Annotated in this window: 31 protein-coding genes and 1 pseudogene; all 32 read left to right on the top strand. The window is 54.3% G+C overall.

Annotation, left to right across the window (positions count from 1 at the left end; genetic code table 11):
* Positions 1-29: 29 nt before the first annotated feature.
* The 32 genes and pseudogenes from rplV (at position 30) to cwlD (ending at position 18,394) form a co-directional block, all read left to right on the top strand.
* A complete protein-coding gene (gene rplV, locus BN871_RS00280) occupies positions 30-365 on the top strand; it encodes a 50S ribosomal protein L22 (protein ID WP_021878326.1) in 336 nt (111 codons plus the stop codon).
* Positions 366-378: 13 nt separating this feature from the next.
* Positions 379-1,044: a 30S ribosomal protein S3 gene (rpsC, locus tag BN871_RS00275; protein ID WP_021878325.1), complete on the top strand. Its 666-nt coding sequence runs from the start codon at positions 379-381 to the stop codon at positions 1,042-1,044.
* Between the two features lie 2 nt (positions 1,045-1,046).
* Positions 1,047-1,481 (top strand): 50S ribosomal protein L16, encoded by a 435-nt coding sequence (gene rplP, locus BN871_RS00270; RefSeq protein WP_048743604.1) that lies wholly within the window; start codon positions 1,047-1,049, stop codon positions 1,479-1,481.
* Positions 1,471-1,671: a 50S ribosomal protein L29 gene (gene rpmC, locus BN871_RS00265; RefSeq protein WP_048743602.1), complete on the top strand. Its 201-nt coding sequence runs from the start codon at positions 1,471-1,473 to the stop codon at positions 1,669-1,671. Before rplP ends, rpmC begins: the two co-directional genes overlap by 11 nt.
* 46 nt (positions 1,672-1,717) lie before the next feature.
* Positions 1,718-1,981 carry a 30S ribosomal protein S17 gene (gene rpsQ / locus BN871_RS00260; protein WP_021878322.1) on the top strand — a complete coding sequence of 88 codons (264 nt, stop codon included), beginning with the start codon at positions 1,718-1,720 and terminating at the stop codon, positions 1,979-1,981.
* A 38-nt stretch (positions 1,982-2,019) separates the two neighbouring features.
* Entirely contained in the window at positions 2,020-2,388 is a 369-nt protein-coding gene (gene rplN / locus BN871_RS00255; RefSeq protein ID WP_048743599.1) for a 50S ribosomal protein L14, read from the top strand.
* A gap of 49 nt (positions 2,389-2,437) precedes the next feature.
* Complete coding sequence (gene rplX, locus BN871_RS00250; protein WP_021878320.1) at positions 2,438-2,791, top strand: 50S ribosomal protein L24; 354 nt, start codon at positions 2,438-2,440, stop codon at positions 2,789-2,791.
* A 31-nt stretch (positions 2,792-2,822) separates the two neighbouring features.
* Positions 2,823-3,365, top strand: coding sequence for a 50S ribosomal protein L5 (gene rplE / locus BN871_RS00245; protein ID WP_021878319.1), 543 nt, complete (start codon positions 2,823-2,825; stop codon positions 3,363-3,365).
* A 27-nt stretch (positions 3,366-3,392) separates the two neighbouring features.
* The gene (locus tag BN871_RS26415; protein WP_010348808.1) at positions 3,393-3,578 is read left to right on the top strand and encodes a type Z 30S ribosomal protein S14; all 186 of its coding nucleotides are present in this window, start codon (positions 3,393-3,395) and stop codon (positions 3,576-3,578) included.
* Between the two features lie 31 nt (positions 3,579-3,609).
* Complete coding sequence (rpsH, locus tag BN871_RS00240) at positions 3,610-4,008, top strand: 30S ribosomal protein S8 (protein WP_021878317.1); 399 nt, start codon at positions 3,610-3,612, stop codon at positions 4,006-4,008.
* A gap of 30 nt (positions 4,009-4,038) precedes the next feature.
* Entirely contained in the window at positions 4,039-4,581 is a 543-nt protein-coding gene (gene rplF / locus BN871_RS00235) for a 50S ribosomal protein L6 (protein ID WP_048743596.1), read from the top strand.
* A 59-nt stretch (positions 4,582-4,640) separates the two neighbouring features.
* Positions 4,641-5,009, top strand: coding sequence for a 50S ribosomal protein L18 (gene rplR / locus BN871_RS00230; RefSeq protein WP_048743594.1), 369 nt, complete (start codon positions 4,641-4,643; stop codon positions 5,007-5,009).
* A 19-nt stretch (positions 5,010-5,028) separates the two neighbouring features.
* Positions 5,029-5,529 (top strand): 30S ribosomal protein S5, encoded by a 501-nt coding sequence (rpsE, locus tag BN871_RS00225; RefSeq protein ID WP_048743592.1) that lies wholly within the window; start codon positions 5,029-5,031, stop codon positions 5,527-5,529.
* 13 nt (positions 5,530-5,542) lie between these two features.
* Positions 5,543-5,722 (top strand): 50S ribosomal protein L30, encoded by a 180-nt coding sequence (gene rpmD, locus BN871_RS00220; protein ID WP_021878313.1) that lies wholly within the window; start codon positions 5,543-5,545, stop codon positions 5,720-5,722.
* Between the two features lie 58 nt (positions 5,723-5,780).
* Positions 5,781-6,221 (top strand): 50S ribosomal protein L15, encoded by a 441-nt coding sequence (gene rplO, locus BN871_RS00215; RefSeq protein ID WP_048743590.1) that lies wholly within the window; start codon positions 5,781-5,783, stop codon positions 6,219-6,221.
* Positions 6,222-7,520 carry a preprotein translocase subunit SecY gene (secY, locus tag BN871_RS00210; protein WP_021878311.1) on the top strand — a complete coding sequence of 433 codons (1,299 nt, stop codon included), beginning with the start codon at positions 6,222-6,224 and terminating at the stop codon, positions 7,518-7,520.
* A 91-nt stretch (positions 7,521-7,611) separates the two neighbouring features.
* Complete coding sequence (locus BN871_RS00205) at positions 7,612-8,265, top strand: adenylate kinase (RefSeq protein WP_021878310.1); 654 nt, start codon at positions 7,612-7,614, stop codon at positions 8,263-8,265.
* Positions 8,262-9,020, top strand: coding sequence for a type I methionyl aminopeptidase (gene map / locus BN871_RS00200; RefSeq protein ID WP_021878309.1), 759 nt, complete (start codon positions 8,262-8,264; stop codon positions 9,018-9,020). The genes BN871_RS00205 and map overlap by 4 nt, the downstream gene beginning before the upstream one ends.
* A gap of 7 nt (positions 9,021-9,027) precedes the next feature.
* Positions 9,028-9,333 carry a KOW domain-containing RNA-binding protein gene (locus BN871_RS00195; protein ID WP_048743588.1) on the top strand — a complete coding sequence of 102 codons (306 nt, stop codon included), beginning with the start codon at positions 9,028-9,030 and terminating at the stop codon, positions 9,331-9,333.
* Positions 9,311-9,526, top strand: a complete 216-nt coding sequence (infA, locus tag BN871_RS00190; protein ID WP_048743586.1) for a translation initiation factor IF-1 — start codon at positions 9,311-9,313, stop codon at positions 9,524-9,526. The genes BN871_RS00195 and infA overlap by 23 nt, the downstream gene beginning before the upstream one ends.
* A 43-nt stretch (positions 9,527-9,569) precedes the next feature.
* Positions 9,570-9,683 carry a 50S ribosomal protein L36 gene (gene rpmJ / locus BN871_RS26410; RefSeq protein ID WP_021296640.1) on the top strand — a complete coding sequence of 38 codons (114 nt, stop codon included), beginning with the start codon at positions 9,570-9,572 and terminating at the stop codon, positions 9,681-9,683.
* Between the two features lie 18 nt (positions 9,684-9,701).
* Positions 9,702-10,070, top strand: coding sequence for a 30S ribosomal protein S13 (gene rpsM / locus BN871_RS00185; RefSeq protein WP_048743584.1), 369 nt, complete (start codon positions 9,702-9,704; stop codon positions 10,068-10,070).
* 16 nt (positions 10,071-10,086) lie between these two features.
* Positions 10,087-10,482, top strand: a complete 396-nt coding sequence (gene rpsK / locus BN871_RS00180) for a 30S ribosomal protein S11 (protein ID WP_021878306.1) — start codon at positions 10,087-10,089, stop codon at positions 10,480-10,482.
* Positions 10,483-10,609: 127 nt separating this feature from the next.
* Positions 10,610-11,553 (top strand): annotated as a pseudogene (locus BN871_RS00175) (DNA-directed RNA polymerase subunit alpha).
* A gap of 20 nt (positions 11,554-11,573) precedes the next feature.
* Positions 11,574-11,939: a 50S ribosomal protein L17 gene (gene rplQ, locus BN871_RS00170; RefSeq protein ID WP_048743581.1), complete on the top strand. Its 366-nt coding sequence runs from the start codon at positions 11,574-11,576 to the stop codon at positions 11,937-11,939.
* 434 nt (positions 11,940-12,373) lie between these two features.
* On the top strand, positions 12,374-13,126 hold the full coding sequence (gene truA, locus BN871_RS00165; RefSeq protein WP_048743579.1) for a tRNA pseudouridine(38-40) synthase TruA: 753 nt from the start codon (positions 12,374-12,376) through the stop codon (positions 13,124-13,126).
* Positions 13,127-13,389: 263 nt separating this feature from the next.
* Positions 13,390-13,827: a 50S ribosomal protein L13 gene (gene rplM / locus BN871_RS00160; protein ID WP_048743578.1), complete on the top strand. Its 438-nt coding sequence runs from the start codon at positions 13,390-13,392 to the stop codon at positions 13,825-13,827.
* Positions 13,828-13,846: 19 nt separating this feature from the next.
* Positions 13,847-14,239 carry a 30S ribosomal protein S9 gene (rpsI, locus tag BN871_RS00155; RefSeq protein ID WP_021878300.1) on the top strand — a complete coding sequence of 131 codons (393 nt, stop codon included), beginning with the start codon at positions 13,847-13,849 and terminating at the stop codon, positions 14,237-14,239.
* 182 nt (positions 14,240-14,421) lie between these two features.
* Entirely contained in the window at positions 14,422-15,405 is a 984-nt protein-coding gene (locus BN871_RS00150) for a nucleoside hydrolase (protein WP_048743574.1), read from the top strand.
* A 149-nt stretch (positions 15,406-15,554) separates the two neighbouring features.
* Positions 15,555-16,247, top strand: coding sequence for a phosphoadenylyl-sulfate reductase (locus BN871_RS00145; RefSeq protein WP_048743569.1), 693 nt, complete (start codon positions 15,555-15,557; stop codon positions 16,245-16,247).
* A 20-nt stretch (positions 16,248-16,267) separates the two neighbouring features.
* The gene (gene sat, locus BN871_RS00140) at positions 16,268-17,437 is read left to right on the top strand and encodes a sulfate adenylyltransferase (RefSeq protein WP_048743566.1); all 1,170 of its coding nucleotides are present in this window, start codon (positions 16,268-16,270) and stop codon (positions 17,435-17,437) included.
* Between the two features lie 150 nt (positions 17,438-17,587).
* Entirely contained in the window at positions 17,588-18,394 is an 807-nt protein-coding gene (gene cwlD / locus BN871_RS00135; protein ID WP_048743685.1) for an N-acetylmuramoyl-L-alanine amidase CwlD, read from the top strand.
* Positions 18,395-18,617: the final 223 nt, after the last annotated feature.

The following is an 18,617-nucleotide window of genomic DNA, read 5'->3' as shown; positions in this document are numbered from 1 at the left end:
CCATCGCTGTTTGAGAGGAGGTACCTGTCATGGCAGAAGCTAAAGCACATGCTAACCAAGTGCGCATTGCACCGCGCAAAGCTCAGCTCGTTGTTGACCTGATCCGCGGCAAGCAAGTTGGCGAGGCGATCGCAATCCTGCGCCACACTCCGCGCTCCGCATCCCCGATCGTGGAAAAACTTCTGAACTCTGCAATTGCGAACGCCGAGCATAACTACCAGCTCGACGTGAACAAACTGGTCGTATCCCAGGTATTCGTTAACCAAGGGCCGACTATGAAACGGTTTATGCCGCGCGCTATGGGCCGCGCAAGCCGCATCAACAAGCGCACCAGCCACATTACGCTGGTCGTATCTGAAAAATAAGGAGGGATAACGAGTGGGTCAAAAGGTAAATCCGGTTGGTCTTCGCATCGGGGTCATCCGGGATTGGGAATCCAAATGGTACGCCGGTAAAGATTTCGGCGATCTTCTGATGGAAGACGTTCGAGTTCGCGAATTCCTCAAAGGCAAGCTGAAAGACGCTGCTGTGTCCCGCATCGAGATTGAGCGCGCGTCCAATCGCGTGAACGTCACGATCAACACCGCGAAGCCAGGCATGGTCATCGGCAAGGGCGGTTCTGAAGTTGAGAACCTTCGCAACGAGCTGACTCGCCTGACGAACGGCAAAAAGGTTCACATCAACATCTCCGAAATCAAACAAGCCGATCTGGACGCAACGCTCGTTGCCGAAAGCATCGCACAACAGCTTGAGCGCCGGACTTCGTTCCGCCGCGCGATGAAGCAAGCTCTGCAGCGCTCGATGCGCGCAGGCGCAAAAGGAATCAAAACTTCTGTCAGCGGTCGCCTCGGCGGCGCCGAGATCGCTCGTCAAGAAGGATACAGCGAAGGAACCGTGCCGCTTCATACGCTGCGCGCCGATATCGACTACGGCACAGCTGAAGCACATACGACTTACGGCCGCATCGGCGTAAAAGTATGGATCTACCGCGGTGAAATCCTTCCTGTGAAGAAGAAAGCAGCCGTCCAGGAAGGAGGCAACTAATCATGTTGGTACCTAAACGCGTCAAACACCGCAAAGAACAACGCGGACATATGAAAGGCCGCGCTAAAGGCGGCACGGAAGTTCACTTCGGTGAATTCGGCCTTCAAGCGCTTGAGCCTGGTTGGGTCACGAACCGTCAGATCGAATCCGCTCGTATCGCCATGACCCGTTACATCAAACGTGGCGGTAAAGTTTGGATCAAGATCTTCCCTTCCAAGCCGATCACCCAAAAGCCTCTCGAGGTCCGGATGGGTAGCGGTAAAGGTAACGTGGAGAAATGGGTTTCCGTCGTTAAACCGGGCAAAGTGATGTTTGAACTTGCCGGCGTATCCGAGGAAATCGCGCGCGAAGCATTGCGCCTTGCGGCCCACAAGCTCCCGGTTAAAACGAAGTTTGTGAAACGCGAAGAAGTGGGTGGTGAAGCAAATGAAAGCTAATGAATTCCGCAACCTGACCACTGACGAGCTGAACCAAAAGGTTGCCGGCTTTAAAGAAGAGCTGTTCAACCTCCGCTTCCAACTGGCTACCGGCCAATTGGATAATCCAACCCGCATCAGTGCGGTACGGAAAGAAATCGCACGTGCCAAAACGGTACTGCGCCAAAGAGAACTGGGAATCAGCAGCTAATTCAGCCCTGTGCCTGAACGGCCCAGCCTGAGGAAGGAGGAAGAACATGAGCGAACGCAACAACCGCAAAGTTCAGATTGGCAAAGTGGTCAGCGACAAAATGGATAAAACGATCGTGGTGGCTGTAGAAACCTACAAAAAACATGATCTGTACCATAAACGCATCAAATACACGAAGAAATTCAAAGCCCATGATGAAAACAACACTGCGAAAATCGGTGATACGGTTAAAATCATGGAAACTCGTCCGCTGTCGAAAGACAAGCGTTGGAGACTGGTTCAAGTCGTCGAAGAAGCCGTTGTACTTTAAGACGATTCGGCCATCATGACTGAAAGGAGGACATTTCAATGATTCAACCTTTTACACGCCTTGCGGTTGCTGACAACTCTGGCGCAAAGGAACTGATGTGTATCCGCGTTCTGGGTGGTACGGGACGTCGCGTAGGACACATCGGCGATCTGATCGTCTGCTCTGTCAAACAAGCAACACCCGGTGGCGTTGTCAAAAAAGGCGATGTAGTCAAAGCGGTTATCGTGCGCACGAAGCGTACAGTTCGCCGTAAGGACGGTTCCTACATCGCATTCGACGAGAATGCAGCAGTCATCGTGAAGGAAGACAAGAGCCCGCGCGGTACCCGTATCTTCGGACCAGTTGCCCGTGAGCTTCGTGAGAAAGACTTCATGAAGATCGTATCGCTTGCACCGGAAGTTATCTAATTAACGCCCTGGCGGCGTGATTGAAGTCAAGGAGCAGGAGGTGTAACACATGCCAAAGGTTAAAAAAGTTCTGGAATCCCACAACAACAAGCTGCACGTGAAGAAAGACGATACCGTTATCGTCATCACGGGCAAGGATAAAGGCAAAAAAGGCCGCGTCATCGCAGCTTACCCTCGTGAGAACCGTGTCCTGATCGAAGGCGTTAACATGGTGAAGAAGCATACGCGTCCTTCCCAAGCGAACCCGCAGGGCGGCATCCTCGAGCAGGAAGCTCCGATCCACGTTTCCAACGTGATGCACGTAGATCCGAAGAGCGGCAAAGTAACGCGCATCGGCTACAAAGTGCTTGATAACGGCAAAAAAGTCCGCGTAGCTAAACGCTCCGGCGAAGTTATCGACTAATTACTCTTTACGGAAAGGAGGACCCTTTACCATGGCAGCAAGAATGAAAGATCGTTTTCTGAATGAAATCACTCCTGCTCTGATGCAGAAGTTCAGCTACCAGACGGTGATGCAAGTGCCGAAGATCGAGAAGGTCGTCATCAACATGGGCGTAGGTGAAGCTGTTGCCAACTCCAAAGTGCTTGACGTCGCTGTCGAAGATCTCCGCCTCATCTCCGGTCAAAAACCGGTAATCACGCGTGCGAAGAAGTCCATCGCTGGCTTCAAGCTTCGTGAAAATATGCCGATCGGGGTTAAAGTTACACTGCGCGGTGACCGCATGTACTACTTCCTCGACAAGCTGTTCAACGTTGCCCTGCCTCGCGTACGCGACTTCCGCGGCGTATCGACCAAAGCTTTCGACGGTCGCGGCAACTACACCCTTGGCCTTAAAGAGCAGCTGATCTTCCCGGAGATCGAATACGATAAAGTCGATAAAGTCCGCGGTATGGACGTCGTTATCGTAACGACGGCTCAATCGGACGAAGAATCTCGTGAGCTGCTGACCCAACTGGGAATGCCGTTCGCGAAGTAATCGCGAATCAGGAGGTGTAATACCAAAGTGGCAAAAACTTCGATGAAAGTTAAGCAGCAACGCGCTCCGAAGTTCAAAGTCCGCGCCTACACTCGTTGCGAGCGTTGCGGACGTCCGCACTCGGTTCTGCAAAAGTTTAAAATTTGCCGGATTTGTTTCCGTGAATTAGCATACAAAGGCCAGATCCCTGGCGTCAAAAAAGCCAGCTGGTAATCAGCTTTAGTCGGGAAGGAGGTACACAAGAATGGTTATGTCTGATCCGATCGCAGATATGCTTACCCGTATCCGCAACGCGAATCTTGTTCGTCATGAAACCGTTGAAATGCCCGCTTCGAAAATCAAGAAGCAAATCGCTGATATTCTCAAGCGCGAGGGCTTCATTCGTGACGCTGAATATATCGAGGACAGCAAGCAAGGGATGATCCGTATTTTCCTGAAATACGGCTCCAACAACGAGCGTGTCATTACTGGTCTGAAACGTATCAGTAAGCCCGGCCTGCGCGTTTACACGAAATCCAACGAGGTTCCGCGCGTACTCGGCGGTCTCGGAATCGCGATTATCTCCACATCCAAGGGAGTTATGACCGACAAAGAAGCACGTCAAGGCAAAGCTGGCGGCGAAGTCGTCTGCTACGTCTGGTAATAAATCGCCACAACGATAGGAGGTGCAACAATGTCCCGTATTGGTCGCAAACCGATTACCGTCCCTAGCGGCGTGAATGTTTCCCTGGACGAAACGGTGATCACGGTAAAAGGACCGAAAGGTTCCCTTAGCCGTCCGGTTCACAAAGATATCAAAGTCAACTTGGAAGAAGGCTCGATCCTCGTAGAACGTCCTTCCGACAACAAGCTGCACCGCTCCCTGCACGGCACGACCCGCAGCATCATCGCGAACATGGTCAGCGGTGTAACGGATGGATTCTCCAAGAATCTTGAGCTGGTAGGCGTTGGTTACCGCGCTAGCAAATCCGGCGAGAAAGTCGTCCTCAACGTCGGCTACTCCCACCCGGTTGAAATCGTGCCTGCTGACGGCATCGAGTTCGAAGTGATCGGTAACAACAAAATCACGGTCCGCGGCATCGACAAAGAGCTTGTCGGCGCAACGGCTGCGAAAATCCGCTCCGTACGCGAGCCAGAGCCATACAAAGGCAAAGGCATCAAGTACGAAGGCGAACGCATTATCCGCAAAGAAGGCAAAGCCGGTAAGAAAAAATAAGCATAAGGCTATGCTTATTGGTATAGAGGTTCATCTATTCAAGAAGGGAGGATCCCTCAATGATCACCAAAGGCGACAAAAACAAAGCCCGTCTGAAACGCCACCTGCGCGTGCGCAAAAAAATCAACGGCACTGTAGCGCGTCCTCGGCTTTCCGTTTACCGCTCCTCCAAGCACATCTACGCTCAGCTGATCGACGATGTGGCTGGAGTAACGATCGCGTCCGCATCTACGCTGGACAAAGAGCTTGCTGAGAAAGTGAACAACGGCGGCAACGTCGAATCCGCTAAGCTCGTAGGCGAACTGATCGCTAAGCGTGCGAAGGATAAAGGCCATGAGAGCGTCGTATTCGACCGTGGAGGCTACCTGTACCATGGACGGATTCAAGCACTGGCTGATGCAGCCCGTGAAGCGGGTCTCCAATTCTAACTAAAGGAGGTAAATCGACTTGCGTATTGATGCAAATGCGTTGGGTGAACTGACCGAAAAGGTTGTCCACATCAACCGCGTAGCAAAAGTAGTTAAAGGCGGACGCCGCTTCAGCTTCAGCGCCCTGGTCGTTGTCGGAGACGGCAAAGGACATGTAGGCGCTGGTATCGGCAAAGCAGCTGAAGTACCTGAAGCCATTCGCAAAGGTATTGAGGATGCCAAGAAAAACCTGATCTCTGTTCCTCTCGTGAACACGACGATCCCGCACTTGGTGCTCGGCCACTTCGGCGCTGGCGAAGTTCTTCTCAAGCCAGCATCCCAAGGTACCGGCGTTATCGCCGGCGGCCCTGTGCGTGCAGTACTGGAACTGGCAGGTGTCGGCGACATCCTGACCAAATCCCTCGGTTCTTCCAACTCCATGAACATGGTTAACGCAACGCTCGAAGGCCTTTCCCGCCTGAAACGCGCTGAAGATGTTGCCAAGCTTCGCGGAAAAACTGTCGAAGAGCTCTTGGGTTAAGGAGGGGAACACGATGGCTAAATTGCAAGTAACCCTCGTCCGCAGTCTGATCGGCCGCAACGAGAAGCAGCGCGCAACGGTCGCTTCGCTCGGTCTTCGCAAAATTCGCCAGACGGTTGTCCTTAACGACAGCCCCGCTATCCGCGGCATGGTGACTACGGTTAACCACCTGGTTAAAGTAGAAGAAGTATAAGAGCGAGCAAATCGCTATCCATAGACTTTCAAAGAGCAACAAGGAGGTGCAACGAACGATGAAATTGCATGATCTTAAACCAGCTGAAGGTTCCCGCAAGAGCCCGTTCCGTAAAGGACGCGGTATCGGTAGCGGCAACGGCAAAACGGCGGGCAAAGGCCATAAAGGTCAAAATGCCCGTTCCGGCGGCGGCGTGCGTCCTGGATTCGAGGGCGGTCAAAACCCGCTGTATCGTCGTCTGCCTAAGCGTGGTTTCAACAATCCATTCCGCAAAGAGTACGCGATTGTCAACATCGAAGAGTTGAATGTATTTGAAGCTGGCTCCGAAGTAACTCCTGAAGTTCTCGTTGAGAAGGGCATCATCAAAAACCCTCTCGCAGGAATCAAGATTCTCGGCAATGGCGAAGTAACGGTTCAACTTACGGTTAAAGCAAGCAAGTTCTCTCAATCTGCGGTAGAGAAGATCCAGGCTGCCGGCGGTCAAACCGAGGTGATCTAATTGTTCAAGACGGTTTCAAACATTTGGAAAGTGGAAGACCTTCGCAAGAGGATCCTCTTTACCCTTTTCATTTTGCTTGTATACCGCATCGGTTCCTTCATTCCGGTGCCCAACATCGACAAGAGCGTCTTCACAAGCAATAACCAAGGTTCGGATCTGTTCGGTTTGCTGAACACGTTCACGGGCGGCGCGCTCTTCAAATTCTCGATCTTCGCGATCGGAATCATGCCGTACATCACGGCATCGATCATCGTGCAGCTGCTTTCCATGGATGTCATTCCGCGCTTCGCAGAATGGGCCAAGGAAGGCGAGAACGGCAAACGGAAACTGGCGCAGATTACGCGCTATGGTACCATTGTGTTGGGTCTTGTTCAGGGCTTTGCCACGGCAGTAGGCTTCAATCGTCTCACTAACATGGAACTGGTTCAAAATCCGGGCTTCGCTACCTATGCGATGATCGCCGTCATCCTGACGGCCGGTACAGCCTTCCTCATGTGGTTGGGCGAGCAGATTACGGAGCGCGGCATCGGCAACGGCATCTCGGTAATTATCTTCGCGGGTATTATCGCAGCCATGCCGGGCCACATCGGGAAGATCTACACGACTTACTTCGTAGATCAGCCTGGTGAAGTATTCATGGGCGTGCTGAAGGTTCTGGCCATTCTGATTGTGGTTCTGGCCGTGCTCGTCGGCGTCATCTTCGTCCAACAGGGCATCCGCAAGATTCCTGTCCAATACGCCAAGCGTGTTGTAGGACGCAAGATGTACGGCGGACAATCGACGCATATTCCGCTGAAGGTCAATGGCGCAGGGGTTATCCCGGTCATCTTCGCGGTATCGCTGCTGATGTTCCCGTCGACGATCGCTCAGTTCTGGTCCGGCCACAGCTGGGCTCAATGGATCATCAACCACCTGAGCTACGACAAGGCGCTCGGCATGGTGATCTATGTTATACTGATTATCGGCTTCACCTTCTTCTACACCTTCGTGCAGATCAACCCTGTACAGATGGCGGATCAAATGAAGAAGAACGGCGGCTATATCCCAGGCGTTCGCCCGGGCAAACCGACCTCGACCTACATTACGCGCGTCATGTCCCGCATAACCCTCTTCGGAGCTCTGTTCCTGGCGGTTATCTCGCTGATGCCGATACTGTTCGGATCCTTGGCCGGCTTGGATCGTTCGATTCAGCTTGGCGGTACTTCGCTGCTGATCGTCATCGGCGTCGCTCTCGACACGATGAAGCAGATCGAAACCCAATTGATCAAGCGTCACTACAAAGGGTTTATCAATAAATAACACTGGGCTTCGAACGGGCGGCTTGCTGGCTCCAGCTGGAGGTAGTGGTCAGCCCGCGCGTGCCTATTGTGCTTAAAGCGAGGAAGACAGGATGAACATTCTTTTCATGGGTCCTCCGGGGGCCGGCAAAGGCACCCAGGCCGAGAGAATCGTAGAAAAGTTCAACGTTCCTCACATCTCCACCGGCGATGCGTTCCGGCTGGCGATGAAGCAGGGCACTCCGCTTGGCCAAAAGGCGAAGGAATTCGTGGATCAAGGTCTTCTTGTCCCGGATGAAATCACCAACGGGATCGTGCGGGAACGCCTGCTGCTGGCTGATTGCGAGAGAGGCTTCCTGCTGGACGGCTTCCCGCGCACTCTTCAGCAAGCTGCAGCGCTTGACGCCATGCTGGCGGAAATGGGACGCGGCATCGATCATGTAGTCAACCTGCATGTCGATCGCGGTCTGTTGCTGGCCAGGCTGACGGGACGCCGCATCTGCAAAACCTGCGGCACCACTTATCACGTGATGTTCAACCCTCCCAAGGTTGAAGGCATCTGCGACAAGGACGGCGGAGAGCTTTACCAGCGTTCGGACGACACCGAGGAGAAGGTCGGTACACGCCTCGACGAGTACATCTCGAAGACGGCTCCTCTTCTGGAATACTACGGCGGCAAAGGCTTGCTGCGCGAAGTGGACGGAGAGAAGGAAATTGACCAAGTAACGGCCGAGATCGTTGCCGCTCTGCGGGGTTCGAACGAATGATAATCTGCAAGTCTGAAGCCGAACTGCGATTCATGAGAGAGGCGGGACGCATAGTAGCCGAGACACACCGTCTTATGGCTGCTTCTGTGCGGGCGGGCATTACGACCCGCGAGCTGGATGATATCGCCGATCGCTACATTCGCAGTCAAGGCGCTATTCCGTCGTTTAAGGGCTACAATCAATTTCCTGGCAGCATTTGCGCTTCTGTCAACGAAGAACTGGTGCACGGCATCCCTGGATCCCGCAAGCTGAACGAAGGCGATATCATCACGCTTGATATCGGCGCTCAGTACGAGGGCTACCATGGGGATTCGGCTTGGACCTATCCGGTAGGGACGGTTACGGATGAAGTCTCCCGACTGCTGGAGGTCACCGAACGTTCGCTGTTCGCCGGGCTTGAACAGGTCAAACCGGATGTTCGGCTGTATACGGTCTCGCACGCCATCCAGAAAGCGGTGGAAGACGAGGGCTTCTCCATCGTTCGCGAATATGTAGGTCACGGAATCGGCCAGGATCTTCACGAAGAGCCGCAGATTCCGAACTACGGCATTCCGGACCGGGGCCCGAGGCTGAAACCAGGCATGGTGCTGGCCATCGAGCCGATGGTGAACATCGGGGAGCGTTATGTCCGGACACTGACGGACAATTGGACGGTTGTAACGGTTGACGGCTCCTGGTGCGCTCATTTCGAGCACACGGTTGCGGTCACGGAGAACGGCTGCGAGATTTTGACGAAGCTGCCGGATTCGGAGTAAGAGGAACTTGGATCCGCTGGCTCAGATCGGCCGTCTTGTCAAAGTGCTTCGAGGCAAGGACGAGGGCAGCTGCGCCATCATCATCGGATTGATCGACGACCGGTTCGTCTTGATCGCCGATGGAGATGCACGGCGCTTCGACTCGCCGAAGAAGAAAAACATCCAGCATCTTCAGTTACTGCCGGCTCTCAGCAGCGAAGTTTCGGACAGCATGTCCGAGACGGGCCGGGTGACCAATGCCAAGCTTAGATTCGTCATACAGAAGTACGCTGATCGAAAGGAGAATGAGGATGGCCAAGGAAGACGTCATTGAAGTCGAAGGAACGGTTATTGAACCGCTGCCTAACGCCATGTTCCGGGTTGAACTGGAGAACGGTCACCAGATTCTCGCTCATGTATCCGGCAAGCTCAGAATGCACTTTATCCGTATTCTGACCGGAGACAAAGTGGTTATCCAGTTGTCGCCTTACGATTTATCCAGAGGACGCATTACCTATCGGAAGTAGAACCGCGGGTTCGACGGAAGAAGGAATCGGGAGGTAATTACCAATGAAGGTCAGACCTTCGGTTAAGCCTATTTGCGAGAAATGCAAAGTCATTCGCCGCAAAGGCAACGTTATGGTCATTTGCGAAAATCCGAAACACAAACAAAGACAAGGTTAAGAAAGGAGGACACTGCCCATGGCACGTATAGCTGGTGTGGATTTGCCGCGCGACAAGCGCGTTGAGATTGCTCTCCAGTACATCTTCGGCATCGGTCAAACGACCGCTAAGAGGATCCTGGCTGAAACTGGCGTCAGCGCAAGCACGCGCGTTCGCGACCTCACGGAAGACGAAGTAAGCAAGCTGCGCGAAGTAATCGACAAGTCTGTTAAAGTAGAAGGCGATCTCCGCCGCGAGATTTCCCTCAACATCAAACGTCTTGTTGAAATCGGATGCTACCGTGGTATCCGCCACCGCCGCGGTCTGCCGGTTCGCGGACAACGCACGAAGACCAACGCCCGTACGCGTAAAGGTCCTCGTCGGACTGTAGCGAACAAGAAGAAATAAGGGGGGATAAACAACAATGGCTAAACCTAAAAAAGTGGTTCGCACCAAACGCCGTGACCGGAAGAATATCGAATCCGGCGTAGCGCACATCCGCTCGACGTTCAACAACACGATCGTCACGATTACGGATCCGCACGGCAACGCCATCTCCTGGGCAAGCTCCGGCAACCTCGGATTCAAAGGCTCGCGTAAAAGCACGCCTTACGCCGCTCAAATGGCTGCGGAATCCGCTGCTAAAGCCGCTATGGAACATGGCATGAAAGCCGTTGAAGTCATGGTTAAAGGACCTGGCGCCGGCCGTGAAGCCGCGATCCGTTCCCTTCAAGCCGCTGGCCTCGAAGTGAACCTGATCAAGGACGTAACTCCGGTTCCTCACAACGGCTGCCGTCCGCCGAAACGCCGTCGCGTATAGTTCGTCGGTCTGTGGTATCAAATTGCTGCAACTTGTGAATAATGGTTGTGAAGGTTTGGCATACTACATGATTTGACGCCATTGAACGTTATTGATACGGAGCGACGTTTTGAAGGAGGGTACTATAGTGATTGAGATCGAAAAGCCGAAAATCGAAACCGTTGAGCTGAGTGACGACGGAGCTTATGGCCGATTTGTCGTCGAGCCCCTGGAACGGGGTTACGGCACGACACTCGGAAACTCGCTTCGCCGCATCCTGCTCTCGTCGCTTCCCGGCGCGGCAGTGACGTCCGTGCAGATTGACGGAGTTCTTCACGAGTTTTCCACGGTTCCGGGGGTCATGGAGGACGTTACCGAAATGATCCTGAACCTGAAAGGCCTGTCGCTCAAAATCCACTCCGACGAAGAGAAGGTGCTGGAAATTGATGCAGAAGGCGAAGGGAACGTAACGGCGGGCGACATCCGCGCAGACAGCGATGTCGAGATTCTCAGCCTGATCTTCATATCGCAACCTTGGCTTCCGGCGCACGGCTCCATATGAGGATTTTCGCCAATCGCGGCCGCGGTTATGTGCAAGCAGACCGCAACAAGCGTGAAGACCAGCCGATTGGCGTCATCCCCGTTGATTCGATTTACACGCCAATTACTCGTGTGAACTATAGCGTTGAGAATACACGTGTCGGTCAGGTGACCAACTACGACAAGCTGACGCTTGAAGTATGGACGGATGGAAGCATCCGCCCCGAAGAGGCTGTAAGCCTCGGCGCTAAAATTTTGACCGAGCATTTGGACCTGTTCGTCGGACTGACCGATGAAGCTAAAGACGCGGAAATTATGGTTGAGAAGGAAGAGGACAAGAAGGAAAAGGTTCTCGAGATGACGATCGAGGAACTGGACCTGTCCGTCCGTTCTTACAACTGCCTTAAACGTGCTGGCATCAACACCGTTCAAGAACTGACCTTGAAGACGGAAGAAGACATGATGAAGGTCCGCAACCTGGGCCGCAAGTCTTTGGAAGAAGTTCAGGAGAAGCTCGAAGAGCTTGGTCTTGGCCTCCGCACGGAAGAATAAGCATCAAGGAGGGGAAATCGATGGCATACTCTAAACTGGGACGCGACGCAAGCGCGCGGAAAGCACTGTTCCGTGACCTTGTTACCGACCTGTTCCTGTACGAGCGCATTCAGACGACCGAAGCGAAAGCGAAAGAAGTGCGTTCGATTGCAGAAAAACTGATCACGAAAGCGAAGCGCGGAGATCTCCACGCCCGCCGTCAAGTGGCTGCATACGTGCGCCGCGAAACGATCGACGGAGAGCAGGACGCAATCCAAAAGCTGTTCTCGGAACTTGCGAGCCGCTACTCCGAGCGCGCTGGCGGATACACTCGTATCCTCAAGCTGGGACCTCGCCGCGGCGATTCGGCTCCTATGGTCTTCCTCGAACTGGTTGACCGCGCGTAAATAGCACCCGCTGCCGCTGCCGGCGGCAAGCAAAAGGTGGACCTAAGCGGCCACCTTTTTTCTTTTGCCCTCCGGCAGGCCGTGCAGCTTGCCTTTGACCCCTTGGGGGGCGTGTGGAATTTCAGACGGGCTGCAAAGGTTCCTCGATCGATGAAAAATGCTTGCACATAGCAGCGGAGCAATCGAATGATTCGTGGAGAAACGACAGCTGCCGACCTAAGGGGGACCCGCATGCTTTTGCGGGATTAGGCAGCTAAGCGGTCGCCTTTGAAGACGGATTTCAACCCTGTTGAATCTGATCAGGAAATACGGCTTCAACAGCGATCGGAACGATCATTTGAATGCGCAGCGGTGTAAAAGCAGGCAGTCTGAATACGAGGAATCTTTGCCATGCCAAGGATAGAATTTCAAAGGCGGCCAAGGAGAGAAAAGCTTTGAGAAACATACGGATGAAGGTAGCCTACGACGGCACCGCCTACAGCGGATTTCAATCCCAGCCGGGAGGAAATACGGTCCAGGACGTCATTGAGCAGGCGATCGAGGTGCTTACGGATGCTAAAACCCACATCACCGCCTCAGGAAGAACGGATGCCAGAGTGCATGCCTTGGGGCAGGTGTTCAACTTTTACACCGAGGCGCAGATAGCGGTTGAACGGTGGTCCCTGGCTCTCAACAGCCGGCTGCCCTCCGATATAAGAATCGTGGAGAATGCGGTGGAAGTACCGCTTGAATTTCACTCCAGATATGCAGCCAAGCGCAAGACATACCGTTATTCGATCTATACCGGCAAATTCAATGACGTCTTCCGCCGTAATTATCATTTTCATCATCCAGCACCACAATTGAACGTCGGGGCCATGCGCAGAGCGCTTGAATATATCGTTGGCGAACATGACTTCACCTCGTTCACAACGGTCCATTCGGACAAGATCTCGCATGTGAGGACGATTTACGAGGCGGAGCTTCGGCAGGAGGGCCCTCACCTGGATCTTTATTTGACGGGGAACGGCTTCCTTTACAATATGGTCAGGATCATAACCGGGACGCTGCTGCTCGTCGGCAAAGGCAAGCTGGATCCGGATTCGATGGGCGGAATCATTCTGGCCAAGAATCGTCAAGCAGCCGGCCCGACGGCCGTTCCTTATGGATTGACGCTGGTTGAAGTGGATTATGGCGAGCAATCCTGACTGCAGATGTTTGGAACAGTTTCCTAGGATAAATATACCGGTCCGATATCGTGATATTATCGTGATTCGATTCCAAAAATCCTTGCACTGGGCGCTCCGTTATTGTAATATATAACTTGTGCTTTCTTATTGGCTCTCCCACAGCCCCGCGTAAGAAAGTCACAACCCGAAAGGCAACACAAGCAATAACCCTACCATGATAATTGACCTTGAAACGTGTGTTTCATGATAAATGATCGTAAACATTGAAGGAGGATCCCCTCATGCGCTCCACTTATATGGCTAAGCCTACCGAAGTTCAACGCAACTGGCACATCGTTGACGCTGAAGGCCAAACGCTTGGCCGTCTGGCCAGCGAAGTTGCAAGCCTGATCCGCGGCAAGCACAAGCCGCAATTCACTCCACATATCGACACCGGCGATTTCGTCGTTGTCATCAACGCGGAGAAAATCGTTCTGACAGGCAACAAATGGAATGACAAGAACTACTACCGTCACTCCATGCACCCAGGCGGTTTGAAAGTGACTCCTGCCAAGGACCAGCTGATCAAGAAGCCTGAGAGCCTCGTTGAGTACGCCGTACACGGCATGCTTCCTAAAAACCGTCTCGGCAACAAAATGAAGCTGAAGCTCAAAGTATACGCTGGATCGGAACATCCGCACCAAGCACAAAATCCGGTAGCTTACGAGCTGCGCGGTTAATTAGAAGGAGGACCCTACAATGGCTCAAGTTCAATACTATGGAACTGGTCGTCGTAAGCACTCCGTAGCACGCGTACGTCTCGTGCCGGGTGAAGGACGAATCATTATCAACAAGCGCGAAATGGACGATTACTTCGGTCTTGAAACGCTGAAGCTGATCGTTAAACAACCGCTTGCCCTGACGGAAACAGTCGGCAAATACGACGTTATCGTCATCGCGCATGGCGGCGGCACTTCCGGTCAAGCCGGTGCCATCCGTCACGGCATTTCCCGCGCTCTGCTCAAAGCAGATCCGGAATTCCGTCCATCCCTGAAGCGCGCTGGATTCCTGACGCGTGACCCGCGGATGAAAGAACGTAAGAAGTACGGCCTCAAAGCAGCTCGTCGTGCTCCTCAGTTCTCGAAACGTTAATAGGTTTTACAAGCACCTTTTCCGCTGTCGCGGAAAAGGTGTTTTTTGTAGGCGGCCGGCGAAAGCTATAGGGGACTTATATCGTTAAGAGCAGATTTTGAGCTAAACGGGTAGAACTCTACTCCGCACAAGGCAAAGGCTTCAACCTATCTCCAAGGCTTACATAAGAAAGGAAGATGACCATGAATTCGAATTTCCGCAAACCCGTTTACTTCAATCACGACGGAGGTGTCGACGATCTCGTCTCCCTCTTTTTGCTGCTTCAAATGAAAGATGTCGATCTGATCGGCGTATCCGTAATCGACGCGGATTGCTACGTGGAGCCGGCCGTATCGGCGAGCCGCAAGATCATCGACCGTTATGGCGCTCCGGAGCTGAAGGGATTGGAAGTTGCCCGTTCCGATTCCCGAGGAAAAAACCCGTTTCCAAAGGATTGGCGCATGCATGCATTCTATGTCGATGCCCTTCCTTTGCTGAATGAACGCCCTGAGGTCGTTACGCAAGAGGCTGCGAAGCCGGCGCATCTGGATATCGTGGACAAGCTTCAGGCAAGCAAGGAGCCGGTGACGCTGCTGTTCACGGGACCGCTCACGGATCTTGCCCGGGCTCTCGACGTCGACAGCTCCATTGAAAGCAAGATCGAGAAGCTGTACTGGATGGGCGGAACGTTCCTTCCGGAAGGCAACGTGCACGAGCCCGAGCATGACGGCACGGCGGAATGGAACAGCTATTGGGATCCCGAGGCCGCCAAGCGTGTATGGGACAGCGGCATCGCGATCGATATGGTTGCGTTGGAAAGCACGAACAAAGTGCCGCTCATGGTGGAAACCCGCAAGGAGTGGGCGCAGAACCGCCGTCATGAGGGAATCGACTTCCTGGGGCAATGTTATGCTACCGTTCCTCCGCTCGTTCACTTCGCGACCAACTCCACTTATTATTTGTGGGATGTCCTGACGACCGCGATCATCGGCAAGCCTGAGCTCGTATCCTCGAGAGAGGCGACTTGCGACGTCATCCCATCCGGTCCGTCTCAAGGACGCACGGTGGAAAAGGAAGGCGGAAGAAAGGTTACCGTCGTGGACGACGTGAACCGCGATGCTTTCTTCGAATACTTGACGGAGCTTGCCCGCAATGCGGACAAGGATGGAGTGCACCGCATAAGATAGCCTTATCCAATGGATAAGAAACCCTTATACAGCAAGGAATTTCGGGCTTTTTTGATGAATTAAACAATTGCTCAACGGCAATGTTCCCCTTATAATCATAGTAAAGCATAGTTTTTTACTTGGTATTAATGATTAGGAGGGGAACCACCTTGAACCTTTTGGAAAAAGAAGCCCTGATTACCGAGCAGGCGGTTAAGCTGGAAACGGCATCGCCGGAGGAAATCCTCAAATACGCAGTCGAAACCTTCCCGAATATTACGTTTGCCTGCAGCTTTGGAGCCGAGGACGTCGTTCTCGTCGACATGCTGCAGAAAATAAGCCCGCGTTCGGACATTTTCTATCTGGATACCGACTTTCACTTCGCGGAGACGTATGAGACGCGCGACCGGATGGAAGCCAAATACGGCATCAAGTTCGTTCAGGTGAAGCCGGTGCTCACGCCGGAGGAGCAAGCGGCCCAGCATGGCGAGGAGCTGTGGAAGAGCGATCCCAATGCTTGCTGCAACATCCGCAAGGTCGAACCGCTCACCCGCATCCTGTCCCAATACGAGGCATGGATTACCGGCATCCGCCGCGATCAGGCGCCGACGCGCGCGAACGCCGAGAAGATCGAATACGATACGAAATTCGGGCTTGTCAAATTCAACCCGATCGCGGATTGGACTTCCGAGGACGTCTGGAACTATATCCGGGAGAACGACATCATCTACAACCCTCTGCATGACCGCAACTTCCCGAGCATCGGCTGCGAGCAGTGCACGCGCCAGGTCGCTCCGGGCGAGGACCCTCGCGCGGGACGCTGGTCGGGCAACGACAAAACCGAATGCGGACTGCATAAATGAGCCGCGGGGAGGACAAGGACATGGCAAGCATCAAGCCTCATGGCGGCGAACTGGTAAACCGAATTGCAGAGGGGGCCGAGCGCGAGCGCCTGCTGCAGGAAGCCGGCAGCCTCACGGCTTTGACGGTAGATAATTGGACGATCTCGGATCTGGACCTCATCGGCGTCGGAGCGTTCTCGCCCTTGACGGGATTCCTCGGCGAAGAGGATTACCGCTCGGTCGTGGACCGGATGCGTCTGTCCAGCGGAATCGTATGGAGCATTCCGATTACGCTGGCTGTAGATGAAGCGACAGCTTCCGAACTGTCCGCGGGACAGCGCGTCGCCCTCAAGGGCGAGGACGGAGTCGTCTATGCGCTGCTGGACGTGGAGAGCGTCTATGCGGTCGATCAGAAGCATGAAGCCGTGCAGGTGTTCAAGACGGATGATCTCGAGCATCCCGGCGTGAAAAAGCTCTTCTCCCGTCCGAATACGTACGTCGGCGGTCCGATTACCGTTCTGAACCGGCCGCAGCCGGAAAAGTTCGGCGAGTTTTATTTCGATCCGGCGCAGACGCGCCAGATTTTCGCCGATAAGGGCTGGAAGACGGTCGTTGGCTTCCAGACGCGCAATCCGGTCCACCGCGCCCATGAGTTCATCCAGAAATGCGCGATGGAAATTGTAGACGGGCTTTTCCTCAATCCGCTTGTCGGAGAGACGAAATCAGATGATGTGCCGGCCAATGTTCGGATGAAGAGCTATTTGGCCCTGCTGGACAATTACTACCCGGAAAGCCGGACGTTTCTCGGGGTGTTCCCGGCGGCTATGCGTTATGCGGGCCCGCGCGAAGCGATTTTCCACGCGCTCGTGCGGAAGAATTACGGCTGCACGCATTTCATCGTCGGGCGCGACCATGCCGGAGTCGGCGATTACTACGGCACCTATGAGGCCCAGGATCTGCTGAAGACGTTCCCGGCGGAAGATCTGGACATCACCCCGCTGTATTTCGAGCACAGCTTCTTCTGCAAGAAATGCGGCAACATGGCTACGAGCAAGACTTGTCCGCATGACAAGTCGGAGCATGTCGCGCTCTCGGGCACGAAGGTTCGCGAGATGCTGCGCGGCGGCATCTGCCCGCCTCCGGAGTTCTCCCGTCCGGAAGTGGCCCAGATTCTCATTGAAGGCATGCAGGAGCAGCCTGCGAATGCCTAAGCCGGACAAACCGGAATGAATGAACGCCCTGTCCCATATAAATGATTAGAGCGCGGATGGCTTGCCACATGAGCCCCGCGGCTGCCGATCATGTATGCGGGATGGGGTGTTTTTTTGACAAAAAAAGTGGCCGAAGACAATAGGCATGGCCTGTACCGCAGCCGCAGACGCGTCGTCGTCTGGATGAATCCGCGGGGCTGGACCCGGCTGGGCATCATCGCAGGCATGCTGGCGCTTCTCGCCTGGATGCTGACGGAGCAGATGCCGGCGGCCCGCACATGGAGCGACTGGTCCATGCCGCTGAGCGGCAGGACGATCGTGCTCGATGCGGGACACGGCGGGCCGGATGGAGGCGCGGTAAGCAAAAGCGGCTTGGTCGAGAAGGATCTCAACCTGGCGATCGTGCTCCAGCTGCGGGATTATCTGCAGCAATCGGGCGCCCTTGTATACGTGACGAGGGAGGGAGATACGGATCTGGCTTCACCGGATACGAAAGCCTACCGCAAACGGAAGAGCGAGGATTTGGCGAAGCGGGCCAAATTCGTGCAGGAGCATCAAGCGGATCTTATGATCAGCATCCACATGAACAGCATCCCTTCGCCCAAATGGTCGGGAGCCCAGACGTTCTACTACCCGAACCATGAAGGCAATGCCGCGCTTGCAGCTCTCATCCAGGATGAGATCCGCGTCAACCTGCAGAATACGGAGCGCGTGGCCGCCAAGGCTCCCAATACAGTGTATCTGCTCCAAGCCGTCGATACGGTGCCGAGCGCTCTTGTCGAGGTCGGCTTCCTTTCGCATCCGGGCGAGGCCGCCAGGCTTGGCGACGCCGGGTATCAGAAGCAGGTGGCGGCGGCGGTCTATCAGGGCATTCTCCGCTACAGCAGCGGCGAACGTCCTTCCGGCAGCTCCTCCAGCCCGTCTTCGCCGCTCCCATCTCCGGCGGCAAGGCCGTAGGAGAGGAGAGAAATCCGATTTCATTATGCTATAATGGAATGGATTTATGCGGAAGGTGGAGAGTGGAACATGCTTACACGTGAACTCGTGATAGAGGCTGTCAATTCGGTGACGGCCGCTTTTGCCGCGGACGGGATTGCCGTCCGCGATATTATGGTGAGGGACGGTCAGGTATCGCTGACCGTCCTCACCCCCGGCGGCGGCGCGCAGCCGCCGCTGGAAG

The sequence above is a fragment of the Paenibacillus sp. P22 genome (genome assembly GCF_000469945.2).
Taxonomy (GTDB): domain Bacteria; phylum Bacillota; class Bacilli; order Paenibacillales; family Paenibacillaceae; genus Paenibacillus_O; species Paenibacillus_O humicus.
The sequence above is the reverse complement of the archived record's forward strand: the minus strand, read 5'-3'. Positions and strand labels throughout refer to the sequence as shown.

Coding starts and splice junctions, on each gene's coding strand:
- rplV (WP_021878326.1), top strand. CDS start 30: ATGGCAGAAGCTAAAGCACATGCTAACCAAGTGCGCATTGCACCGCGC.
- rplP (WP_048743604.1), top strand. CDS start 1,047: ATGTTGGTACCTAAACGCGTCAAACACCGCAAAGAACAACGCGGACAT.
- rpmC (WP_048743602.1), top strand. CDS start 1,471: ATGAAAGCTAATGAATTCCGCAACCTGACCACTGACGAGCTGAACCAA.
- rpsQ (WP_021878322.1), top strand. CDS start 1,718: ATGAGCGAACGCAACAACCGCAAAGTTCAGATTGGCAAAGTGGTCAGC.
- rplN (WP_048743599.1), top strand. CDS start 2,020: ATGATTCAACCTTTTACACGCCTTGCGGTTGCTGACAACTCTGGCGCA.
- rplX (WP_021878320.1), top strand. CDS start 2,438: ATGCCAAAGGTTAAAAAAGTTCTGGAATCCCACAACAACAAGCTGCAC.
- rplE (WP_021878319.1), top strand. CDS start 2,823: ATGGCAGCAAGAATGAAAGATCGTTTTCTGAATGAAATCACTCCTGCT.
- rpsH (WP_021878317.1), top strand. CDS start 3,610: ATGGTTATGTCTGATCCGATCGCAGATATGCTTACCCGTATCCGCAAC.
- rplF (WP_048743596.1), top strand. CDS start 4,039: ATGTCCCGTATTGGTCGCAAACCGATTACCGTCCCTAGCGGCGTGAAT.
- rplR (WP_048743594.1), top strand. CDS start 4,641: ATGATCACCAAAGGCGACAAAAACAAAGCCCGTCTGAAACGCCACCTG.
- rpmD (WP_021878313.1), top strand. CDS start 5,543: ATGGCTAAATTGCAAGTAACCCTCGTCCGCAGTCTGATCGGCCGCAAC.
- rplO (WP_048743590.1), top strand. CDS start 5,781: ATGAAATTGCATGATCTTAAACCAGCTGAAGGTTCCCGCAAGAGCCCG.
- BN871_RS00205 (WP_021878310.1), top strand. CDS start 7,612: ATGAACATTCTTTTCATGGGTCCTCCGGGGGCCGGCAAAGGCACCCAG.
- map (WP_021878309.1), top strand. CDS start 8,262: ATGATAATCTGCAAGTCTGAAGCCGAACTGCGATTCATGAGAGAGGCG.
- infA (WP_048743586.1), top strand. CDS start 9,311: ATGGCCAAGGAAGACGTCATTGAAGTCGAAGGAACGGTTATTGAACCG.
- rpmJ (WP_021296640.1), top strand. CDS start 9,570: ATGAAGGTCAGACCTTCGGTTAAGCCTATTTGCGAGAAATGCAAAGTC.
- rpsM (WP_048743584.1), top strand. CDS start 9,702: ATGGCACGTATAGCTGGTGTGGATTTGCCGCGCGACAAGCGCGTTGAG.
- rpsK (WP_021878306.1), top strand. CDS start 10,087: ATGGCTAAACCTAAAAAAGTGGTTCGCACCAAACGCCGTGACCGGAAG.
- rplQ (WP_048743581.1), top strand. CDS start 11,574: ATGGCATACTCTAAACTGGGACGCGACGCAAGCGCGCGGAAAGCACTG.
- rplM (WP_048743578.1), top strand. CDS start 13,390: ATGCGCTCCACTTATATGGCTAAGCCTACCGAAGTTCAACGCAACTGG.
- rpsI (WP_021878300.1), top strand. CDS start 13,847: ATGGCTCAAGTTCAATACTATGGAACTGGTCGTCGTAAGCACTCCGTA.
- BN871_RS00150 (WP_048743574.1), top strand. CDS start 14,422: ATGAATTCGAATTTCCGCAAACCCGTTTACTTCAATCACGACGGAGGT.
- sat (WP_048743566.1), top strand. CDS start 16,268: ATGGCAAGCATCAAGCCTCATGGCGGCGAACTGGTAAACCGAATTGCA.